This is a genomic window from Pontibacter amylolyticus (assembly GCF_014638845.1).
Lineage (GTDB): Bacteria > Bacteroidota > Bacteroidia > Cytophagales > Hymenobacteraceae > Pontibacter > Pontibacter amylolyticus.
The window spans coordinates 1-22854 of record NZ_BMFP01000006.1; the positions used below are offsets into that span (position 1 = coordinate 1).

Here is a 22854-nt window from a genome sequence, read left to right on the forward strand (position 1 = left end):
ACAGCTTCCATTACAGCAGCTGACATCAACAAAGGCTCCAGCGATAACTGCGGCATTGCCTCCATGTCCCTGTCCAAGACTGCTTTCGACTGCAGCGACGTGGGCACAAGCGAAGTAGTACTGGCAGTAACTGACGGTAGTGGCAACATCGCAACAGCAAAGGCGACTGTGACAGTAGCGGATAACCTGGCGCCAGTCGTGCAAGTGAAGCATATTACGGTGCAACTGGACGCTGCAGGCAAGGCCACCATCACAGCCGCCGATTTGGACAATGGTTCCACAGACAATTGCAGCATCGCTTCTATGTCGCTCGACAAGCGTACCTTCAGCTGCGAAGATTTGGGCGAAAACAAGGTGACGCTTACCGTGGCAGACGCAAGCGGCAATAAAGCCACCGCAGTAGCCACGGTGACTGTAGAAGACAAGGTAGTGCCAATGATCACGGCGCCTGTCGCCGTAGTGGTGAACGTGGACGCAGGCAAAACGACAGCCTCTAACGTGACCCTTGGTGAGCCAACCGCTTCGGACAACTGCAGTGTGGCGTCTGTCACCAACGACGCGCCAGTCGAATTTCCAACAGGCACCACTACTGTGACCTGGACAGTGACCGACGCTTCAGGCAACTCAACTACTGCCACCCAGACGGTAACGGTAAGACGCGATATCGTGTCAGTTGCAAACCCGGCGCAGATCAACGTACCGATCCGAACTGCCTACCCAAGCGTACCGCTTCCGGGCACTGTCATGGTCACCTACTCGGACGGTGCAACCGAGGCGATCGGTGTGGTTTGGGCGCAGGGAACCTACAACGGCCTTATCGCTGGCATCTATCCATTAACCGGCCAGTTAACACTCGCTGAAGGTACCACAAACCTGAGAGGCCTGACCGCCCAGGTGACTGTGGAAGTGCAGCCGAACAAAGTGCCGACCGCGCTCGCCTTCAGCGCCACCACCTTCAAACCAGAGGCTACGGCTGACGAGGTGATCGGCACCCTGACCACCACCGACCCGGACGACACCGAGTTTGTCTATGCCCTGGTGAGCGGCGAAGGAGCTACCCACAACAGCCTGTTTGAGATCCGTGGCGATCAGGTATACCTGAAGTCCAACAAGGGCCTGTCCGGCATGACAAGCTTCACGATCCGGGTGCGCAGCACCGACCCGTACCTGAACACGATCGAGCGCACTTTCACGCTCACTAAGCAAGCCTACGACCGCACGGTGGACCAGCTCAAGATCGTCAACGCCTTCTCCCCGAACGGCGACGGCATCAACGACAACTGGGCCATCCCGGAGCTCAGGTTCTACAACGAGGTCTACATCCAGGTGTTCGACCGCTCGGGCGTGCGCGTTTTCGAAACGACGGACCCGGAAAAGGGCTGGGACGGACGCGGACCGAACGGGCAGATCCTGAAAGGCGCCTTCCTCTTCACGGTAGAAGTGAAGGACATCAACTGGGTGAAACGCGGGGTGGTAACCATCCTGGGTAAATAAGTCGGCAACGCTTAGAGATTATTTAAAATGAAAAAGTTAATTCTATCCCTATTACTGGTTGGTGCTGTTCTGGGTGCAAAGGCCCAGAACAGAAAGCACATCGCCAATTTCCAGTTGTTTCAGCAATACTACAATCCCTCGCTGACGGGCTACGAGGGCTCCCTGCTCAAGGGCTTCCACCGCAACCAGTGGACGGGCTTTGAGGGAGCGCCAAAAACCTACTTCGCCTCCGCCGAGCTGGACCTGGCAGACCTGTCGGCCTGGCGGCGAAATGACGTGCTCAAAACCAAGCAGCATGATTTCTTTGACCGCCAGGCGGGTGCTAAGCACGCCTTCGGCCTGACGGTGTTGCAGGACGAGTTCGGACCATTCTCCGAAAGCCAGGTGCAGTTGAGTTATGCCTCGCGTGTGCGCCTCTCCGAGCGGCTGAGCCTGCGCTGGGGCGGTGCTGCGGTGTACAATGCCCAGCGCCTTGATGGCAACAGGCTCACGGTGGACAACGAGAGCGATCCCGAGTTCCAGGGCGTGCTGGGGCAGCGCCTGCGCCAGGGCAAGCTCGACCTGAACCTGGGCTGGACGCTCACCGCTGATAATTTCTACATTGGCTATGCCATGCAGGACGTGACCAAAGGCGGTATTATCTCGGGAGGAGACGAGTTTTTGCAGGATCTCTATACCCGCAAGCACCTCGTGCAGGCAGGCTACCGCACGGCACTTTCCGACCAGTTCGGGCTGGTGGCCAATGCCATGCTGCAGTACGACGATAAGCTGAAGGAGAGCGCCGAGCTGCAGCTCAAGGCCATCTACCAGAACATGCTGTGGCTGGGGGGCAGCTACCGCCAGGACCTGGCCTGGAGCGCGACCGCCGGGTTGCGCCTGGATCAGTTCCGCATCGGCTATGCCTACGAGATTCCGATTCAGAACGCCCGCCACGTGAGCCGGAGCACGAATGAGATCTCCCTCACCTACAACCTGATCCCGGTAAAATATCCGAAGTACGGCAGACAAGTGACCATCTGGTAAAGCGAAGCGAACATGAAGAAGATCGTATACACAATCGGATTGATTTTAGGGGCCCTGACCCTGGGCCAGGCCCAGACGAAACTCCTGGAAACCAATGATGAAATGGGCGGCGTGGCGCTGGTAGGAGAGGACATGCTGCTCGTTACCAAAAAAGAGGAGGGCGGGCAATACCTCTACACCGCCCGTCTCGGCGAGACGGAGACCACGGAGCGCGCTGCAGCCCTGAACGCGGGCCACATCAACGCTGTGGTTGGCGGCAACCTGGCGGCAGGCGAGGTGTTCGTCTACCATAAGTCAGGCAGGAGAGAGGAGCGCATCACAAAGTATACCTGGACCAACGGGGAGTTTGTGAAGGGCGAGGAACTGCCCGTGCCCCGCATGCGCAACCACTCCTACAACCTGGGCCTATACCTGACCGAAGACCGGCGCCAGCTTTTCATCGCCGCCGAACTGGCAGGCTCGCAGGGCTACGACGACTTATACCTGAGTGAGTGGAACGGTAAGTCCTGGTCCCGTCCGCGCAACCTCGGCAAACAGGTCAACTCCAACCAAGCGGAGTTCGCTCCTTTCGTGCGCAACGACTCACTGTATTTTTCCCGTCAGGAAGGCGAGACAGCCTACATTTACGGGGCCGCTTTGCGTGACGGACAGCTAGGAGCGGCAGTGCGGTTGACTGGAATGGTAAACGAAAAGGAAACCTACAATGCCTACTTCAGGAAAAGCAGTGACCACACCCTATGGGTGACCGGCACTGCCAAGGAGCAGCCGCGCTATGTTGCCTACCTGCTGGGAGACCTGCCTGCCGCAGCAGTCGCAGCACCCGTTGAAGAGCCTGTTTCGGAACCAGAGGTAGAAGAAGTGCCGCAGCAGATCGCGTTGGAGGAAGCTGCTCCAGCTGGGCCTGTTAAAGCCGAAGCCACGCGGGCCGCGACCCCATCGCTGGTACTCTACAACGAGTTTAACCGCGTGCACCTGAGCCTGGGTGAACTGGCCGGTTTGTCGCGCTTCCTGGGTCAGCAGCCGGACGGGGCTACCTTTGTCATCAAAGGTTACTCGGACGGATACGGGGAGCCTGCGGCAAAGAAGCGGGTGAGTGAGCAGCGTGCCCGTAGCGTGAAGGCCTACATCCGGCGCTACTTTGGAGCCAAGGATTTCCAGGTAGAAATAGAGGGAGAGGTGCTGCCCGACAAAGGCAAATCGCACCGCAAAACGGAGCTGTACCTAGTACAATAGCAAGGGAAGATCCTCAGCCAACGCACACGAGCCACTTCGCCAGGAGTGGCTCGTGTGCGTTGCGGGGAACCAGACCCGCATTTCATGAAAGGAGCTTTGAATACACCATTGCAGGGATTGCCAGGTGCTGATTGCAGCCTGGGAGGGAGTGCCTTGTGCTCTTTACTCTTGTAATGTCCAAGGAAAGCGGTGTTACGTGACGTGCAGCCATAAATGTCGCTAAACGCTGCAGGCTTACTATTGTATGGACAATATTTTATCTCTTGCCAGGAGACAGGCCCCCATGACACCTGCTTTTCTGCCGAGACTGGACATCCGGAGTTCCGTGTCGGTGCTGACGAGGCTTAAGGAATACTTATTAATCGCGGCTTTGATTGGAAGTCTGATATAGGCGTCTGTTTCGGCCAATGCTCCTCCCAAAATGATTAATTCAGGATTGAACAGGTTCATGATGGCTGCGATTCCGCGTCCTATTTTCTCACCTGCCTCGGAAATAATCTCGATAGCCAGCATGTCGTCGTTCAGAGCGGCATGAATGATATGCTGGAGGTTGATCTTGGCTAGATCACTGACCGTGTTGGTGACGATACTCGTGGCTCCCTGTTTCAGCCTTGCCTGAAATTGTTTGGTGATCGCAAGACCGGAGGCCTCCGTTTCTAAACAACCCTTCTTGCCACAATGGCAGATGATATCATTCGCCAGCAGCGGGATGTGCCCAAACTCCCCTGCGAACCCTGATTTCCCATAATACAGTTTCCCGTCTATCATGATGCCCATTCCGATGCCTTCATCTATGTTGACAAAGAGAACACTTTTTTCTGATGTAACGACACCACTGTAGAATTCACCGAAAGCCATGCCACGGGTATCATTTTCGAGGTAAGTATGGATACCTATTTTATCCCTGATGATCTCACTTAGAGGTTCCTGATGTAAATGGAAGAAGCTGTAGCTATAGCCGGTTTTATGGTTCACTCTGCCGGAAATATTGACACATGCGGCCAGAATTTTATCCTTGGGGACTGTAGTCGAGTTGATGAACTCCTCGATTTTAGTGCACAGTTGATCAAGAGACTCATTTGAATTCTCCAGGTGAAAGGGGATGTCCAGTTCTATTTTCAGAAGCTTTTCCGAGAAGTCCATCAACCCGATGTTAATGGATTCTCTTTTAACTTCCACCCCAATAAAATGAGCAGAAGAGGCTTCCAAGCCATAGATGTTAGGCTTTCTGCCAACACCTGCGTTGCTTTTCCCATAATCACGGACCAAGCCCTCAGCTATGAGCTCTGTGATGAGCTCATTGATTTTGGGAGTGCTGACATTAAGTTGTCTGCCCAAATCAGCCAATGTAGCGTTTCCCCGAGTGGAAAGGATTTCCAACACTTGTTTTTTCAACAAGGTGTTTTTATAAGAAACGCCACTCTTCTCATCCTGCTGTAACTCCTGAATAAGCGTCCCCTTTAACCCTTTTCTGTATGACATTCCTTTAAACTTCTATACAATGGTAAATATATACAGCAAACACAGGTTGCTGTCGATTCATAACATAAAGATAACACGGAAATGTATTTAAATAAATTTCGCTACTATATTTTTGTTTAAAAATTAATTTAAATACTTAACATTATTTATTAAAATATATTAAAAATGATTTTGAATATATAAAATTAATTTTCTAATTGATCCATCATTAACACGAAGATATGCATTCAAAATTTACACTGATTCTATTATTGCTGTTAATCACTGGATGTAAGCAAGCCTCAGGGGGTGGCAGCAGCTTGAAAGAGCCACAGTTGATCGTGTCAGCATCGGCGGACAATGATATTGTGAAGCTACTGTTAAAAAATCAGATTGATTTTCAGCGATTGGAGAGTGCAGATGAAGCGATAGGGAGCGCCAGAAAGCATGATGCTGTCCTCCTGCTGGCCGATACCTATCCTGCTACACGTGTCCTTTTGAGTGAGAAATCCTTTGACAGGATTAAAAAGAAAAAATTAAAGGTGTACCTGGAGTACCCGGCCAGTCTTCCCAATATGGAACTGCCTCCAGAGACCAAACGCATAAAGTTAGAAAGAGGGGTCGTCAATACCTCTAAAATCTCCGGGCTTGATTCGCTCGAGCTGCTGGGGGTAAACGACCATCAGTTTATACCATTGCAGGCAGCAGAAAGCCCGCTCATCGTGTTGGGGAAAGTAGCGGGATACGACAAAGCTGATTATGGCTTGCAGGATGTAGCGGCTTCCCCGCTGTTATTCAGGCATCAGGGGATGTTAATAAGCTCAACAAAGCTGAGTGATGCCATTACCTCCCGGTTTGGGCCTGCAGCCTCCTGGTCCAGGGTATGGGAGTACATCTTGAGGGATTTACTCTCGGCAGATGCAATCACCCTGCAGCATTGGCCCCAGGATGTCAGGCCTTCTTACTCAAAAGAGCAGGCGCTTCCGGAGAATGCCTATGAACGTTCCATCCTGAAAGGTTCAGACTGGTTTTACAAGGCACGCCTGTTCATACATCCGGACTGGCAGGAGCTGTTTGAGAAGAGAACTTCGAAGAACGGGATCGAGGTGGTGCATCCACCGGTAGGACCGGATAACCCAGTTGGTGACGGGAGTCTGGGCATATTAGAGGGGCATGCCTCCTTCATTCAGGCAGACGGGTCCCAACCCTACCGTTGGTGGCTTCGGGCAGACTGCCAGGCGGAAGTGGCGTTTTCACTTAGTTCGGCGGCAAACATGCTGGGAAAGGACGAATACAAGGAGACGGCGAAGAATTTACTGCATCACCTTTACAAGGAGTCGAACCTGCGGGCCGGAGAGCGAAATGATCCACAGAGTCCATCTTATGGTTTGATTGGCTGGGCCACTACGGATCCGGATGCCTATTACGGAGATGACAATGCGCGTGCGCTTCTAGCCACCATCGGCGCCTCAGCCAATCTCGGGACCAGTGATTGGGACGCTTACATACTAGAGGGGATCTTGGGGAATTTCAGAACGGCCGGCACAAATGGTTTCAGGGGACCCTGGTTCAGAGACGCAGCCATGCAGAAGACGGACTGGCAGACCCTTGGAAATCGTGAAATCGTTAACGTCCACCCTCATTATGAATCCTGGCTCTGGGCTTGCTACCTCTGGCTCTACGATAAGACGGGGTATGCACCGCTACTGCAGAAGGCCAAGCATGCCATTGCCATCACCATGAACAGTCACCCAGACTGGAAGTGGACAAACGGGATCCAGCAGGAATACGCACGGATGCTGCTGCCATTGGCCTGGCTTGTGCGCGTGGAGGACTCCCCGACGCATCGGCAATGGCTCGCGCTGGTGGCAGACAAGCTACTGGAGGACCTGCAGGAAAGCGGGGCCATCCGGGAGAAGTTGGGGAAAGAAGGGCTGGGAAGATACGGCCGTATCGCCTCGAATGAAGAATATGGCTCTAAGGAAGCCCCTTTGATTTCGGAATACGGCGATCCGGCCACCGACCTGCTTTATACCCTGAATTTTGCCTCATTTGCCCTGAATGAAGCTGCCGCCGCCACAAACAACCCTTCCTATAGAGCAGCCTCCAATCGGATCACCGATTTTCTGGTGCGGATCCAGGTGAGCAGCCCTGTGCATGAAGATTTAGACGGGGCCTGGTTCAGGGCATTCGATTACGAGCGCTGGGATTACTGGGCCTCCAATGCGGACTCGGGCTGGGGACCCTGGGGCACCCTGACAGGGTGGACACAGAGCTGGATTATCAACAGCCTTATCCTTACGAAGGAAAAACAAAATTTTTGGGATAATACCAACGCCCGCTACAAAGGCAATGCCCAGTTCAGGCAAATGGCAAGGGAGAAAATCAATGCCATGCTCAAAGAAGGGCAACCAGTAGGGAAACAATAGCTTTCTCCTGACAGCATCAAATTCACTATCCATAGCAATCAAGCATAACCATCAATCCAAATGTCTACACTTTACACCTCTAAAAATATGATGAATAGAGCATTAAGAAGGAGCCTGGCGATCATCCTGCTATTATCGGTTTGGGCTTGCAGTAAAAACGACGATACCACGCCTGTTCCCTTGTCCAAGCCTCAGAATATTACAGGTTTAAGAAAGGTGCAGCAGTCTGATGACCTGAAGTTTGGCGCTACCGCCATCAAGGGCATTGTGATTTCCGATGAGGCGGGTGGCAACATGGAAGCAGGAATGGTGGCGGTGCAGGAGGAGGGCAAGGATGCCGCTATTCTCCTGCAGTTGTCTGCGAGTTCCAATTTTGCGAAGGGCGATGAGGTGACGCTTAATCTGGAAGGCGCCTCGCTTTCATCCAAGGCGGGGGAGATGGTCATTTCCGATTTAAGTGCAGGTGCTGTAGAGAAAACAGGCAGAACGGTGGAGGTCACCCCCAAATCTACCACGCTTTCCGACATTGTGATCAACGCGGAATTCTGGGGTCCGATCCTGGTAAGGGTGGCTGATGTCAGCCTGAGTGGTGGTACCGAGGGGAGATTTGAGGGAGAGGTGGTGCTGCGGGACGGCATTGGGGCCGTGTATTCCATGTTGCAGCCCAATACCGCGTTTGCAGATGTGACCATGCCGGCCATGGCCAACTCCTATACCGGCATTGTCCGGATCAACGGAGACAAATTCTATATCAATCCCAGGAATGTCGAGGACATCGTGGGGGGAGTGACTGAAACGACCGAGGATTTCGAGGATGCCAGCAATACCAGCTATGACGTGAAGGAGTTGAGCTTCAAAACAGGTGTCTGGACCCTGGATGGCGCCATCACAGCGGCTACCTCGGCAGACATGAAAAACGGGGCACAGAGTGTGCGCCTGCAGGGCACGGTTGGCAACGACAAGCGAAATGGCATGGTGAGCATGAATTTCGATCTGCAGGGCGTGAAAGGCTTGAAAGTGTCCCACGGAATTTATCCGGCCAGCGCGGAGGTGGCCAACATGAACCCGACCACGATCGATGTTGAGATCTCAAAAGACGGCGGCAACACGTACACCCTGCTGCAGCAGCTAACCATTGATGTGCAAGCTAAAGTTTTGGTGACGGATGAAATAGCTGTTAATGCGGCCGCAAATGAGCAGGTGAGGATCAGGTTTGTGAACTCCTCAACCCCTTTTGCCAATAACAACAGGCCCCGCATCAACATCGACGACGTTGTTTTCCAATTTTAGGGATGGCGTATTCAGTCAAATTATTCACACTGACATTTAGCATTGCACCATGAAACAGTATTTAAAACTTTTTACTTTTCTTATCCTGCTGCTCTGCCTGGGCCTGGCACAGGAAAGCATAGGCAGGAGTGTGCAGACACAAGCGACATGGCGCCTCACCGGCACGGTTGTGTCGCAGGACAGGGAACCACTTCCAGGTGTGAGTGTGCATGTAAAGGGGACTCAGACAGCGACTGCAACCGATTCCGAAGGAAAGTTCTCGCTGACAGTTCCATCCTCTCCCGGGGAACTGGTGTTCTCTTTCATCGGTACAAATACACAGACTGTTCCTTTTCAGGGGCCGGGGGAGCTCCAGGTGACCTTGACAGACAAAGCCCAGTCACTGGATGAAGTGATTGTGGTCGGCTATGGAACTCAGAAAAAGGAGAACCTGACGGGGGCTGTGGACCAGGTGACCGCGGAGGTGTTCACCAATCGTCCTATCACAAATTTATCACAAGGCTTGCAGGGCGTCCTCCCCAACTTAAACCTGACGCCAGCTGACGGAAAGCCGACGCAGTCCCCTTCCTTTAATATCAGGGGGGCAACCTCCATCGGGCAGGGTGGCAATGCCTTGGTGCTGATTGATGGCGTAGAGGGCAATCCGGCCCTGCTGAACCCACATGACATTGAAACGGTTTCTGTCCTGAAGGATGCGGCTTCTGCCAGCATCTACGGGGCGAGAGGCGCATTTGGTGTGGTGCTGATCACAACGAAAAGACCGGCCAAGGACAGAACTAGCGTCACCTATACCACAAACTTCGCCATCAAAGAACCCACTGTCGTTCCTGACTTTGTGACAGATGGCTATCAATGGGCGACGATGTTCAATGAGGCGTTTTCAAGCTGGAACAACTACGCCAGCACACCCCAGAACGTCAACAAAACGCTTCGGTTCTCACCTGCTTACCTGGCCGAGCTGGAGCGCAGGTCCAAGGACCCCTCCCTGCCCAGGGTGGAGGTAGATCCTGTCACAGGAGAGTATGTCTACTATGAGAATACGGACTGGTTTGATCAGCTGTATAAAAAGCATACCTACTCCCAGGAGCACAACCTTGCTTTCTCAGGAAGCGGCGAGAAGACAAGCTTTTATGTGACGGGCAGGTACCTGAATCAGCCCGGGCTTTTCAGGTATAATTCGGACGATTACAAAATGTATAATTTCCGGGCTAAAGGGGCTATCGACGTGTTTTCCTGGCTGACACTGGAGAACAACACAGACTTCTCCAATGTGCAATACCACAATCCGCTGAATGTCGGAGAGGGTGGGGGCATCTGGCGAAACATGGTGGCAGAGGGGCCTCCCATGGCTCCTATGTTCAATCCGGATGGTACGTTGACGCATTCAGCGGCCTACACCGTGGGCGACTTCTGGTATGGCAAAAACGGAATGGACTCGGACCGCAGGCTGCTTCGGAATACGACGAGCTTTACTTCCAGATTCTTTGAGGACAAGTTTCAGCTGAAAGGGGACCTTACCTTTCAAAGCCTGGATGATAATGAAAAGAGAATTCGGGTACCAGTGCCCTATAGCCGGGTGCCGGGCGTTATTCAGTATGTGGGCCTCAACACGAACGACCTGCGTGAGATCTACAGGGAGACGCAATACATCGCCTCCAACCTGTATGGGGAATACCAGCATACATTCCAGGAGGCCCATCGCCTGAAGGCCATGGCGGGATTTAATTACGAGTTAAACACGCACCGGAGAGTGGGCGCGCAGCGCAACGGGTTGATCTATGAAAATGCCGATGACCTGAATTTGGCTTTGGGCCAGTCCATCATCACAACAGGTGGATGGGAGCAATGGAACATCATGGGAGGCTTCTACCGGCTGAACTATGATTTCAAGGATCGCTACCTGCTGGAGGTGAATGGCCGTTACGACGGTTCCTCTAAGTTTCCGGAGCATGAGCGGTTTGCCTTCTTTCCTTCCGTCTCTGCCGGTTGGAGAATCTCCTCAGAGCCTTTTTGGAATGTGTCAGAGGACATCGTCTCTGACTTTAAGCTGAGGGCTTCCTATGGCTCCCTGGGAAATGGCAATATCAGATCCTATGTCTTCCAGGAGCAGCTTTCGGTTGGCCAGTTGGGGCGCATTCTGAATGGGGTGCGACCACAGTACACCAACAATCCTTCCGTGATTCCTTTCGGCCTGACCTGGGAAACGGCCACCACACAGAACATAGGGCTTGACCTGTCACTACTGCGAAACAGACTTAATATTGTAGGCGATGCCTATATCCGCAAGACGACGGATATGTTCACGCCTGGCGTGCGGCTGCCCGCCGTTTTTGGGGCTGCCACACCTAGGGGAAACTATGCTGATCTGGAGACAAAGGGTTGGGAACTGTCTGTTAGCTGGAGAGACGAATTCAGCCTGGGGGCTAAACCATTCAGCTATGATATAAGGGCCATTGTATCGGACCACACATCCACTATTCTTAAATACAACAACCCGGAAAAAAGGTTGACTGACTTTTATGAAGGGCAGCGCATCGGCGAAATATGGGGTTTTGAAACCGCTGGCTTCTTCGAATCCAGTGAAGACGTCAACCGGTCGGCGGATCAAAGTCTGTTCAATACAACGGCTACGGGTGTCTGGCGTCCGGGTGATATTAAATTCGCCGATCTGAACAACGACGGGGTGATTGACTTTGGCGAGAACACGGTCGATTCGCCGGGCGATAGAAAAATCATCGGTAACTCGGAGCCGCGCTACAGGTTCGGGCTAAATCTGGGCGCAGACTGGAGTAACTTCTTCTTCAGTGCCTTCTTTCAGGGAGTGGGCAAACAAGACTGGTACCCTAGCAGGGGAGCGAACACCTTCTGGGGGCAGTACAATGCACCTTATGGACATCCCCCTAAGTCACAAATCGGCAACATATGGACAGAAGATAATCCGGATGCCTACTTCCCACGCTATACAGGTTACCTGGCCTGGACAGGAGGGGGTACCCTGCGGGAGACACAGACCCGGTATTTGCAGAACATCGCCTATGTGCGCTTGAAGAACCTGCAGTTCGGCTATAACCTGCCTCAAGCAGTTACTTCCAAAGTACGGGCACATGCCGCCCGTGTCTATGTGTCTGGCGAAAACCTGTTTGCCTATTCCCCCATGCACAAGATTACCAGGGATATCGATGTGGAAAACACGGGTGCCTCGGACCAGGACCTGGACTCCACCAACCATGGTGACGGATTCAACTACCCCATGTTGAAAAGCTATTCTTTAGGGTTGTCCATAACGTTTTAAAGCAAGTAAGATGAAGCGGATTTTTATAGTATTCATAATAGCCTTTAGCTTTTCTGCCTGTGAAAAGCTGGACCAGGCACCAAGATCAACGGTTGGGAAAGAGGCCGTTTTTGAAAGCGAGAATGGCTTGGCGCTCTACTCCAACTCCTTTTATGACATCCTGCCCACGGCATCTGACATCCTGCGCGGGGATGCCATGTCGGATTACATCGCCAGGAAAGAGGTGCCTGACTTCATCAGACCGGGGGCTTACGGACCACGGCAAAGTACCGGATGGAACTGGTCGGAACTGAGGAACATCAATTACTTTATTGAGAATAACAACAACAGCTCCGTTCCGGAGGAGACCCGAAACCATTATATGGGGATCGCCCGGTTCTTTAGGGCGTGGTTTTATTTTGACAAAGTAAAGCGGTTTGGGGACGTGCCGTGGATCGGTAAAACTTTTGATGTGAATGATCCGGAACTGTTCAACGGCAGGGACTCGCGTGAACTGGTGATGGACTCCGTACTGCGTGACCTGGACTTTGCGATCAAGCATATCCAGACCACCAACGATGGGACGAGATCCATGATCACCCTGCCTGTTGCTTACGCCTTCAAGTCGAGGGTCTGTTTATTTGAAGGTACTTTCAGAAAATACCATGCTTCCTATAACCTGGCCAGTACAGCCGACGAATGGCTCACGCGGTCAGCAGACGCCGCAAAGGCGGTGATGCAGGACTTCTCCTTTTCCCTCCATACAGGTGGAGGCAGCTCACAGGCTTACCGGCAGCTTTTTACGAGTAAATCACCGATCACAAACGAGGTGTTGCTAGCCAATATTTATGACGATGAGCTGGCGCTTTACCATGACGCAAACTGGTACTGGACCAGTGCCACTTATGGGGACAGGGCTAATTTCACAAGAAGCTTTATCAACACTTACCTGAACCTGGACGGTACCCCTTTCACGAGCAACCCCCAATACGAAACCATGGTGTTCAGCGAGGAAGTTAAAAACAGGGATGCAAGGCTCAGCCAGACCATTCGGACAAAAGGGTACACCCGGATTAACGGTGGTAACGTGGTCGCTTCCCCTCCTGAGTTTTCCTATACCTACACAGGCTATCAACCCATCAAGTGGACACTGGATGACACGTTCTACGATAGTGGGAGCCGCAATGACAACATCATCCCGGTCATACGCTATGCGGAGGTATTGCTGAACTACGCGGAAGCGAAGGCGGAGCTAGGAACTTTAACTGACCTTGACTGGGCGCAGACGATCGGTGCCTTAAGGCAAAGGGCCGGCATGACGAATTCCACTATGCCAGCAGCAGCAGATCCGTATCTGCAGCGCGAGTTTTTCCCTGAGATCAGTAAACCAGCCTTGCTCGAGGTGCGCCGCGAAAGAGGCATCGAGCTGGCGCTTGAAGGGTTCAGATTCTATGACCTGGTGCGATGGAACAAAGGCAAACTGTTAGAGAAGGCATGGAATGGCATGTATGTCCCAGGGTTGAACATTCCCTTGGATCTGAATGAGGATGGCGTCCTGGATGTAGCCTTCTATAAATCCATGCCGGGTACACCGGTTGCGGGAGTCACTTACATCAACGTCTCTGACAATGCGAACGGAAGGCCAAACCCTCTGGTGCTATCTCAGGGTGACAAAGGGGAGATTATCTGGCTAAACACAATTCCGAGGATATGGGAAGACAAATTTTACCTCTATCCCATACCTGAGTCAGAGCGCTTAATCAACCCAGCACTCGGCCAAAACCCGGGGTGGTAGAAAACAGCACAGCCAGTGCCTCTATACCTGCTTATTAACTATTCTCTTCCTCTACCCCTACTAACGTGGCGTTTTTAATTGGGGTAGGGGGGAGATAGTCTTTGCTATTTTTCAACAGTGTATCTACTAAGCTTATGAATATGAAATACCTGGCAGGCTTTTTTGCCTTGTTCCTGCTGCTTTCGTGCAAAACTTCCTCTGAAGGCACGCCCGAGCCTAAAAAGCAGACCATTAAAGTGATGTCCTACAATATTCATATTGGGAACCCACCCTCCAAACCAGCCGGAGAAGTAGATTTGATAGCCACAGCCAAGGCAATCAACAGTGAAAAGCCTGACTTAGTAGCCCTGCAGGAAGTAGACGTGCACACCACGCGCTCCGGAACCACCTTGCACCAGGCCAAGGAATTGGCAAAGCTGACGGGTATGCACTATTTTTTTGCAAAGGCAATTGACAGGTCCGGTGGAGATTATGGCGTCGCGCTGCTGTCCCGCTTTCCGATCCTGGCTTCGTCCGTCCACTCACTGCCTGTAGAGGACGGTTCTGGGGCTGAGTTGCGGGCTGCCGGCATTATTGAAGTCGAGTTTGCCCAGGGACAGAAACTGGTATTTGTCTCCACGCACTTGGATCATCTGACGGATAAAAACAGGGAACTGCAATCCAGGGAGCTCTTGCGGGTATTGACCCCGTATGCTCAGTCTCCGATCATTATGGGTGGGGATTTCAACATGGACCCTGAGAACAAAAACTGGAGCCTGTATGAAGAGGGATTCAAGATGGGCTGCGGCAATGTCTGTCCTCCCACCTTTCCGGCTGGAAGGCCCACAACGACCATTGACTACATTCTGCTAAACAGAGCAGCTGCTTCCAAATTTACCGTCAAAGACTATTATACTGTCCCGGAACGCTATGCCTCGGACCACTTGCCATTGGTAGCGGTGCTTGAATTTGAAAATTAAACACCTGCTCCCTATGACAAGCTTTTATAGATTGCTTGCGACACTATGCCTGGTGGTTGCGGGTGCCCCTGTATACGCAGGCTCCCCTCCTAAACTGGTCGTTGGACTCGTCATAGACCAAATGAGGTGGGACTATTTATATCGGTATCAGGACAGGTATGGAAAAGACGGGTTTAACCGGTTGCTGCGCAAAGGCCATTCCTTCAACAATACCTTCATCAACTACGTGCCTTCGATGACAGCAGTGGGGCATGCCAGCATCTACACAGGCTCGGTTCCAGCCATACATGGTATAGCTGGCAATGAATGGTTTGATTTGGAGACTGGTCGCATGGTTTATTGCACGGATGACAGTACGACCCACCTGGTAGGGGGAGAAGGAGCGCCTGAAAGCATGTCTCCCCGACAGCTGCTCACCACGACCTGGACAGATGAGCTCATGTTGGCTACAAACTTCAGGTCGAAGGTAGTCGGTGTTTCCCTAAAAGACAGGGCCGCCATTCTGCCCGCTGGTCACAAACCGACAGGTGCATTCTGGTATGATGACCAAAGTGGCAAGTTCGTGAGCAGCAGCTGGTATTTTCAGAATTTACCAGCGTGGGTAGAAGCATTCAACAGCCAGCAGCTGGGGCAGCAATTACTGGCCCATGAATGGGAATCCCTATACCCCGCTGCTACTTACGGGCAAAGCACGAACGACCAGGTAACTTGGGAGAGACCTTTTAAGGGGGCACAAACAACAAGTTTTCCACACCTGGTAAAGCAACGCTTTCAGACCGACAAAGGGATTATCCGCAATACGCCCATGGGGAATACCTTAATTCTGGAATTCGCCAAAAGCGCCATCGAAAGTTATCAGCTGGGTAGCGGTAACGTGACCGATGTGATTGCCATCAACTGTGCCTCCACGGATTACATTGGCCACCAGTTCGGGCCCAACTCCATGGAGGTGGAGGATGCCTACCTAAGATTGGACCAGGATTTAGCGTCTTTTTTCAAATACCTCGACAAGAAGATCGGAGTTGATAATTACCTGGTGGTGCTGACGGCAGATCATGGAGCCGCCCAGTCCATTGGGTATCTGGAATCGCTCCGTTTTCCGACAGGGTGGCTGAGGGGGAAGGAGAAGGTGAAGCCATTAAATGAGTCGCTAGCCAAAAGATTCCGGACGGATGGCTTAGTCAAAGCCATCTATAATTATCAGGTCTATTTTGATATGGCGAAAATAGCGGCAAATGGCTTGGACTTCCAGGCGATAAAAGCATACGCGATCGGGTATTTGCGACTCGAGCCAGGGGTGCAGTTTGTGGCAGACATGGACAACATCGCGCAGATTGCCATCCCTGAGCCTATTCGAACGATGATGGTCAACGGCTATCACTTTAAAAGAAGTGGTCAGCTGATGATCATACAGGAGCCGGGCTGGTTTGATGGTCCTTTGAAAGGAACCACCCATGGGACCTGGAATCCGGCTGATACACAAATCCCACTGATTTTCATGGGATGGAAAATAAAAGCAGGGCATTCGAATGAACGTGTCCATATAACGGACATCGCCCCAACCCTCTCTTCGCTCTTAAACCTTCAGGCGCCCAGTGGAAGCATTGGGAAAGCCTTACATGTACAACTTAAATCAGACTGAGATGACTAAAATTGACTATGCAGCCTTATACAAGTCCAACCTTTTAGAGAATGTGGTGCCTTTCTGGATGCGGCATTCTGTAGATACGGTGAATGGGGGATTTTTTACATGCCTGGACAGAGATGGACGTGTCTATGACACGGATAAGTTCATGTGGCTGCAATGCAGGCAGGTATGGACGTTCTCGATGCTTTACAACGCGATGGGCGAGCAGTCCTGGTTAGACGCTGCCCGGCAGGGGGCTGAGTTTTTAAAGAAAAACGGACGGGATGAACAGCAAGACTGGTACTTTTCCTTAACGAGAGAAGGAAAACCGCTCACCCAGGCTTACAATATATTCTCGGACTGCTTTGCCACCATGGCATTTGCCCAGCTCAGCAAAGCAACCGACAGTGCCGCGTATGCCAAAATTGCCATCGATACCTTTCATAAGATCCTGGAACGGAAAAAGAATCCGAAAGGGAAATTTTCGAAGGCCTTCCCCGGGACCCGGGATCTGCAGGGGTTCTCACTCCCCATGATCATGTGTAACCTGGTGTTGGAAGTGGAGCATTTGCTTGATCCACAGCTGGTGGAGCAGACCATTACCGATGGGGTAGATACCGTGATGAAGACTTTCTATCAGCCGGAGTTGGGAATTATCCTGGAGAATGTAGACATGGATGGGAAGTTTTCTGATTCGTTTGAGGGCAGGCTGGTGAATCCGGGTCACGGCTTGGAAGCCATGTGGTTCATCATGGATATTGCCGAGCGGACCCATGACACGGCTTTGACAGCGCAATGTGTGGAGATCGTGCTTTCCACCTTAGAGTTTGGCTGGGACAAGGAGCATCGGGGGCTGTTTTACTTTCTGGATATCAAAGGCAACCCACCTCAGCAGTTGGAGTGGGATCAGAAACTATGGTGGGTGCATATCGAAGCCATGATTGCAGCGCTTAAAGGGTACCTGCACACAGGGAACGAGCAATGCTGGGAGTGGTTTGAGAAACTCCATCAATACACGTGGGAGCATTTTGTGGATCAGGAGCACGGGGAATGGTTCGGGTATTTGAACAGGCAGGGCGAGGTGTTGCTTCCGCTGAAGGGTGGAAAGTGGAAAGGCTGTTTTCACGTGCCCAGAGGCTTGTACCAGCTATGGAAAACGATGGAAAGGGTCGAGAAAAGTGAGTATTCATTAGCAAAATCGTAGATTATGGCCATGTTACCGGTTAAAAACCAGCTGGAGGTATCCCAGGAAACCACACCTAGCAAGAACTACCTGCCAGCCCTCCTGGCCTTGGCGGTCCTGTATTTTATGATGGGGTTCATTACTGTACTAAACGATACCCTGGTCCCATTTTTTAAGGAGGGCTTCACGCTTACCTATTCCCAATCCTCGTTGGTGCAGTTCTATTTCTTCCTGACCTATGGCTTACTCTCTATCCCCTCAGGGAAAATAGTGGAAAGAATAGGGTATAAGAATGGCATGGTAGCCGGTTTCCTAATAGCTGGGTTGGGTGCTTTTCTGTTCCTGCCCGCTTCGTGGTTCCACCAGTATGAGCTATTCCTGGCAGCCCTGTTTATTGTTGCCACGGGAATCGTTTTGTTGCAGGTTGCCGCCAATCCTTATATAACCGTGTTAGGTTCACCAAAGACTGCCGCTTCCCGCTTGACGCTTATACAAGGGGTTGGGTCCATCGGTACGACAGTGGCGCCCATTTTCGGAGCCCAGTTCATCCTCTCGCGGTTAAGTGAATCAAATGCCTCAAGCGATGCCTTGGTGAAACCCTATCTGATGATCAGCCTTGGGTTGCTCTTAATTGGAATCATTGTGTTTCGTTTAGCTTTGCCTCAGATATCCGCTTCGTCAAGCAGTGAGCAAACGGAAGGGACAGGACAGCGATCCATTTTCAGTTTCCGTCATCTCAATTACGGCATTATCGCTCTGTTTATGTATGTCGGTGCGGAAGTGGCTATCGGCTCCTTCTTAACGAACTATATCGCGGATACGCTTTCGATCGAGGAGCATGCGGCCAACCTGTACTTGTCCTTTTACTGGGGTGGCATGCTAGTCGGTCGGTTCATAGGTGCCTATGTGTTAAAGCTGTTACAGCCTTCAAGAGTACTGGTGATCGTTGCTTCCTTGTCTGTAGCGTTGATACTGACCTCCATTCTTTCAACAGGCTATCTGGCAGTCTGGGCGATGGTATTGGTTGGCTTGTGTAACTCCATCATGTTCGCCGTTATTTTTTCCTTATCAGTAAATGGGCTAGGAAGATTTACCACCAGGGCTTCCGGTTTACTGTCTACCGCGATAGTAGGAGGAGCATTTGTGACGTATGCCCAAGGCTTGTTAATTGATCATTTTTCCTGGGGGATAGCCTTCATCATTCCACTGTGCTGCTACTTCTATCTTATTTTTTATGGTTTGAATGGATACAGGCCTTCTAGTAGTTTCAAAAGTCACTAATGGTCAGGTTGAATCTGGTTGTAATACTGAACGAATGTTTCCATAACATTTCACTTCGATATTTGATGAAGACAGGACAAGAGTTTTCTCCCGAACCTAAGTCTTTTGTATTGGCAGACCGGAGAATTTGTTGAATAATTAGGATATGTCCTGTGTAAAATAAGATATATCTGCTATTGAATGGCAATCGGAGTAAACCTGTTGGTGAGTAAAATTTCTGGTTGAAATTGATAAAAAATACGCGTAACTTTAAAGAGAAGCATTTGCAGCTTAACTGAAAAAAGTAGGTTGGTGCGTAATTCGGTGAGTCGAATTTATAGGTTGCTTTAAGTATATGATTATCAGGTGATTGTGAATAGGTTCGAGACCCTCACTCTCTGCGGAGTAACTTATCAGTTAGCATAAAAAGCCCTTAAATCAGCGATTTAAGGGCTTTTTTGTTTTCAACCCCACCTGAATTTTTCATTTCTCTCCTTTCTGAGGCAGCAAATTCGGGTACCCGAAGCTGTTGCGATTCCGGGTACCCAAATTGATGTATAACTCACTGGCTGTAAGTAAGATGTGTAATATTTTTACATCTTGTGGAGTCTTTAATTGATCATTAAATTCAACCAAAAAGGAGGAGCAAAATGGACACTAAGATCAGTATCCTGTTTTACGGCGGGAAAGACAAGACCACGAAAGACAATCTCTTACTGTTTTACCTGCGCGTCACCCTACAGGGCCAGCGGCTGGAGCTAAGCACCCACCGCTACGTCTCGCCAGAGCGCTGGTCGGTGGAGGCGGGCAAAGTGAAGTGCAGCTCAGCGGACGCCAGCAGCCTATGCCCTTGGGCTGCTTCTGCTTCATTGCCTCATGGTGCTCCTCTTCCCTGTAAGGCGCAAACCAATGGCTGAAGGCACTGTAGCCCAAGCTTGCGGCCACATCGGCATAGAAAAACATGCGTCGTGCATACAGTCCCAAGGACAAACTGATGATGGGAATGTCGCCTGAGATACTAGGTATACTACATGTCTGCTTCAATGTAGTAGTGCAGGTTTTCCTTTGTGATAATATCCAGCGGCAGGTATTTGATTGGGTTATTCTTTTTCTTAAAGATCAGATGATCAGCTAATCCATGGATTCCCCAGTAGCCTTGCCCTTTGGGGTTCTGATTGATCAAAAAGTCGATCTGGCCGCTGTTCAAGTAGTGCAGGTTCTTCTCAATCAGGTCATAACCGACCAGGTTGACATGCTGCAGGCCCTGCTGTGAAAGGTGCTCGGCTACAACATTGGCTTTGGAGTTGGTTACAAAAATGCCTTTGATATCTGGGTGGGCCTTGAGGAGTTCGTCTAATTGCTGCGGAATAGTTTGCTGCTGCTTGCTTTGGAGGTCTGTCTGCAGCACGTGAATGAGCTCGTCCATACCCTGTGCCGCAAAGTAATCCACAAAGCCCTGCTCTTTGTGGATCAGGTGGGTGGAGTTTTGTATATCCTCGTCGATATGTGCTACTACAAAAGTGGCCTTGCCTTTATAGCCGAAGTGAAGTAGCTTGCCTGCCAACACACCACTCTGGTAAGAGTCCTGCCCAATATACATGAGTGGTTCGCAAGCAGGAATGTGCGTGTTAAACAGCACGAATGGGATTCCGTCTCTCTTCCACTTGCTGAAGTAGGAGAGGGACTGGCGGTAAAAGATAGGGGCTATCAGAACGCCATTACAGTTTGACTCAGATACCTTGTCTGCTTCTTTTACAAAGGAGCTTGCATCGAAAGGATCAAAAATGTACCGAGTGACACGAATGCCGTATTGGTGTAGTTCTTTTTCAGCTTTTTCAACACCAGCCTGCGGGGCCTGCCAGTACCGGTCAACGGCCGGGTCAGGTATAAGTGCGGCAATGTTGTAGATTTTATTGGTGACAAGGGCCCTGGCTATGATGTTGGGGGTGTAGTTAAGCTCTTCCGCTATTTTGAGTACCCGCTCCCGCACTTCTTCAGCCACACGACCCCGGTTGTGAAGCACGCGGTCCACGGTGCCTGTCGATACGTTTGCTTTCTCAGCTATATCCTTTATTCTGACGATTTGATTACCCACGTGCTACACTATCCTATTGAACACATACCCTAGTCAGGAAGGCGCCTGTTATCAGTAAACCTGCTTTCACTTCTCTGACTCAAAAATATTAATTTAAATTCATAATCAGCGCATACAGTTTTGCTGTAACAGCGATACCGGTTACCCAACAAAAAAGAATGACGGTGCCTGGTTCCAATAGAACCAAGTACCGTCGTTCTCCAATCTACCATAGCCTTAGCGCTTTTTACAGGTGACAACTGCCAGAAAGCGCTAAGGCCGGGTGTGCTGTCAGATTCTGACATTTGTGGTGCCTGCCCCCTGCAGCGATATATCCACTGGTGCATTTTTCTGCCAGGCACCCGCTGTAAAATCGGGTACATCGATGGAGTTGGAGCGGTTTGCCACCGACCATTCGCTCAACAGGCCTACCGCTGTCCAGGAGGCAGCATCATATACATCCTGATCCAGTGGCAGTCCATTACGCAGGCAGTCGATCAGGCGCCATTCCATTAGGAAATCCATGCCACCGTGGCCGCCAATTTTTTTTGCCATTTCGCCCAGTTTCTTGATGATCTCCGGAGTGTATTGCTCCTCTACCGCCTTAAACTCCTCCGGCTTAAGCCATCCGTTGTGCCCTGTGGCGATCTTCTTCTCCGGCCATTTGCGGGCAATGCCTTTGGTGCCACTCACCAGGTGGATCCGTGAGTAAGGGCGCGGCGTCGTCACGTCGTGCTGAATCATCATGGTTTTTCCTTTCTTGGTGCGGATGGTGGTCGTGTTCATGTTGCCACGATAAGTGTCCTGCACGTAAGGCGTAAAGAAGGAGTCCTTCGCCGCCAATCGCTTTGCCTCCTCGTACATCTGGAAATCATCGGTCGATACAGATACCAGATAGTCCATGGCATCGCCCCGGTTGATGTTCATGATCTGGCAGATTGGGCCCAGGCCGTGCGTGGGGTAGAGGTTGCCATTCCGGGTCATGTTTTCTTTCAGGCGCCACATGTTCTCGTAGCCCTTTTTAGAGAAGTTCAGGTCCAGTAGCTGGTGGATGTAAGCTCCCTCTCCATGAATGATTTCCCCGAAATAACCCTGCCGGGCCATATTCAGGGTGAGCATTTCAAAGAAATCATAGCAGCAGTTCTCCAGCATCATGCAGTGTTTTTTGGTGCGCTCGGATGTCTCAACCAACTGCCAGCATTCTTCTATTGTCAGGGCAGCAGGCACTTCTACTGCCACATGTTTGCCCTGTTCCATCGCATATAATGCCATAGGCGTATGTGTGTCCCATGGGGTGGCGATGTAGATCAGGTCAATATCATCACGCTCACACATCTTTTTCCAGGCATCCTCGCTGCCTGCGTATGAAGTCGGATTATGGTTGGTGCTGCTGTCAGCTAACTTCTTTTGTACTGCCTGTACTTTTTCCGGTACCAGATCGCAGAGACCTTTGATCTCCACACCCTCAATTCGGTTCATGCGCATCACGGCACCCGGGCCCCTCATGCCCAGCCCTATATACCCTACCCGTACTTTGTCAAGCTTAGGCGCCCTGTAGCCGGACATGTTGAATTGCTGGGTATGGGAGCGACCTGCCTGTTTTTGTGCCTGGTCAGTACCTGTTTGGACGGCTGCTGTAGCACAGCCACCCAAAAGACCGGTTCCCGCCAGACCAATGCCAGCCAGACCAGTTAGTTTGAGGAATTCTCTGCGATTGTTACTCATGGTGATCTCTTTAAGTCCAGATGATATGTT

15 protein-coding genes are annotated in these 22854 nt (G+C 51.2%); 12 read left to right on the plus strand and 3 right to left on the minus strand.

Annotated features, from left to right (window positions below; translation table 11 throughout):
- From IEV97_RS15160 to IEV97_RS15170, 3 genes are all read left to right on the plus strand, one after another.
- On the plus strand, window positions 1–1494 hold a 1494-nt coding region (locus IEV97_RS15160; RefSeq protein ID WP_188502346.1), incomplete at its 5' end, for a T9SS type B sorting domain-containing protein.
- A gap of 27 nt (window positions 1495–1521) precedes the next feature.
- Window positions 1522–2517 (plus strand): PorP/SprF family type IX secretion system membrane protein, encoded by a 996-nt coding sequence (locus IEV97_RS15165; RefSeq protein ID WP_188502347.1) that lies wholly within the window; start codon window positions 1522–1524, stop codon window positions 2515–2517.
- Between the two features lie 12 nt (window positions 2518–2529).
- On the plus strand, window positions 2530–3750 hold the full coding sequence (locus IEV97_RS15170; protein ID WP_188502348.1) for an OmpA family protein: 1221 nt from the start codon (window positions 2530–2532) through the stop codon (window positions 3748–3750).
- Between the two features lie 237 nt (window positions 3751–3987).
- Here the strand turns inward: IEV97_RS15170 and IEV97_RS15175 are convergent, their stop codons facing one another.
- Window positions 3988–5232, minus strand: coding sequence for an ROK family transcriptional regulator (locus tag IEV97_RS15175; protein ID WP_188502349.1), 1245 nt, complete (start codon window positions 5230–5232; stop codon window positions 3988–3990).
- A gap of 299 nt (window positions 5233–5531) precedes the next feature.
- Between IEV97_RS15175 and IEV97_RS15180 the strand changes: the two genes are divergently transcribed.
- From IEV97_RS15180 to IEV97_RS15220, 9 genes are all read left to right on the plus strand, one after another.
- Window positions 5532–7640, plus strand: coding sequence for a hypothetical protein (locus tag IEV97_RS15180; protein ID WP_188502350.1), 2109 nt, complete (start codon window positions 5532–5534; stop codon window positions 7638–7640).
- Between the two features lie 87 nt (window positions 7641–7727).
- Complete coding sequence (locus IEV97_RS15185; protein WP_188502351.1) at window positions 7728–8930, plus strand: DUF5689 domain-containing protein; 1203 nt, start codon at window positions 7728–7730, stop codon at window positions 8928–8930.
- Between the two features lie 49 nt (window positions 8931–8979).
- Window positions 8980–12222 (plus strand): SusC/RagA family TonB-linked outer membrane protein, encoded by a 3243-nt coding sequence (locus IEV97_RS15190; RefSeq protein WP_188502352.1) that lies wholly within the window; start codon window positions 8980–8982, stop codon window positions 12220–12222.
- 10 nt (window positions 12223–12232) lie between these two features.
- The gene (locus IEV97_RS15195; protein ID WP_188502353.1) at window positions 12233–13996 is read left to right on the plus strand and encodes a RagB/SusD family nutrient uptake outer membrane protein; all 1764 of its coding nucleotides are present in this window, start codon (window positions 12233–12235) and stop codon (window positions 13994–13996) included.
- Window positions 13997–14130: 134 nt separating this feature from the next.
- Window positions 14131–14955, plus strand: coding sequence for an endonuclease/exonuclease/phosphatase family protein (locus IEV97_RS15200; RefSeq protein ID WP_229733973.1), 825 nt, complete (start codon window positions 14131–14133; stop codon window positions 14953–14955).
- A gap of 13 nt (window positions 14956–14968) precedes the next feature.
- Entirely contained in the window at window positions 14969–16597 is a 1629-nt protein-coding gene (pafA, locus tag IEV97_RS15205) for an alkaline phosphatase PafA (protein WP_188502354.1), read from the plus strand.
- Between the two features lies 1 nt (window position 16598).
- Window positions 16599–17786, plus strand: a complete 1188-nt coding sequence (locus IEV97_RS15210) for a n-acyl-d-glucosamine 2-epimerase (protein WP_188502355.1) — start codon at window positions 16599–16601, stop codon at window positions 17784–17786.
- 3 nt (window positions 17787–17789) lie between these two features.
- The gene (locus IEV97_RS15215; protein WP_188502356.1) at window positions 17790–19046 is read left to right on the plus strand and encodes a sugar MFS transporter; all 1257 of its coding nucleotides are present in this window, start codon (window positions 17790–17792) and stop codon (window positions 19044–19046) included.
- Window positions 19047–19675: 629 nt separating this feature from the next.
- Window positions 19676–19942 (plus strand): Arm DNA-binding domain-containing protein, encoded by a 267-nt coding sequence (locus IEV97_RS15220; protein WP_188502357.1) that lies wholly within the window; start codon window positions 19676–19678, stop codon window positions 19940–19942.
- Window positions 19943–20052: 110 nt separating this feature from the next.
- Here the strand turns inward: IEV97_RS15220 and IEV97_RS15225 are convergent, their stop codons facing one another.
- Both IEV97_RS15225 and IEV97_RS15230 read right to left on the minus strand, forming a co-directional pair.
- Window positions 20053–21120, minus strand: coding sequence for a LacI family DNA-binding transcriptional regulator (locus IEV97_RS15225; RefSeq protein WP_188502358.1), 1068 nt, complete (start codon window positions 21118–21120; stop codon window positions 20053–20055).
- Window positions 21121–21390: 270 nt separating this feature from the next.
- On the minus strand, window positions 21391–22824 hold the full coding sequence (locus tag IEV97_RS15230; RefSeq protein WP_188502359.1) for a Gfo/Idh/MocA family protein: 1434 nt from the start codon (window positions 22822–22824) through the stop codon (window positions 21391–21393).
- Window positions 22825–22854 lie beyond the last annotated feature (30 nt).

Bases quoted from the DNA above. Each gene is read 5' to 3' on its own strand.
- IEV97_RS15165 (WP_188502347.1), top strand. From the start codon at position 1,522: ATGAAAAAGTTAATTCTATCCCTATTACTGGTTGGTGCTGTTCTGGGT.
- IEV97_RS15170 (WP_188502348.1), top strand. From the start codon at position 2,530: ATGAAGAAGATCGTATACACAATCGGATTGATTTTAGGGGCCCTGACC.
- IEV97_RS15175 (WP_188502349.1), bottom strand. From the start codon at position 5,232: ATGTCATACAGAAAAGGGTTAAAGGGGACGCTTATTCAGGAGTTACAG.
- IEV97_RS15185 (WP_188502351.1), top strand. From the start codon at position 7,728: ATGATGAATAGAGCATTAAGAAGGAGCCTGGCGATCATCCTGCTATTA.
- IEV97_RS15190 (WP_188502352.1), top strand. From the start codon at position 8,980: ATGAAACAGTATTTAAAACTTTTTACTTTTCTTATCCTGCTGCTCTGC.
- IEV97_RS15195 (WP_188502353.1), top strand. From the start codon at position 12,233: ATGAAGCGGATTTTTATAGTATTCATAATAGCCTTTAGCTTTTCTGCC.
- IEV97_RS15200 (WP_229733973.1), top strand. From the start codon at position 14,131: ATGAATATGAAATACCTGGCAGGCTTTTTTGCCTTGTTCCTGCTGCTT.
- pafA (WP_188502354.1), top strand. From the start codon at position 14,969: ATGACAAGCTTTTATAGATTGCTTGCGACACTATGCCTGGTGGTTGCG.
- IEV97_RS15210 (WP_188502355.1), top strand. From the start codon at position 16,599: ATGACTAAAATTGACTATGCAGCCTTATACAAGTCCAACCTTTTAGAG.
- IEV97_RS15215 (WP_188502356.1), top strand. From the start codon at position 17,790: ATGGCCATGTTACCGGTTAAAAACCAGCTGGAGGTATCCCAGGAAACC.
- IEV97_RS15220 (WP_188502357.1), top strand. From the start codon at position 19,676: ATGGACACTAAGATCAGTATCCTGTTTTACGGCGGGAAAGACAAGACC.
- IEV97_RS15230 (WP_188502359.1), bottom strand. From the start codon at position 22,824: ATGAGTAACAATCGCAGAGAATTCCTCAAACTAACTGGTCTGGCTGGC.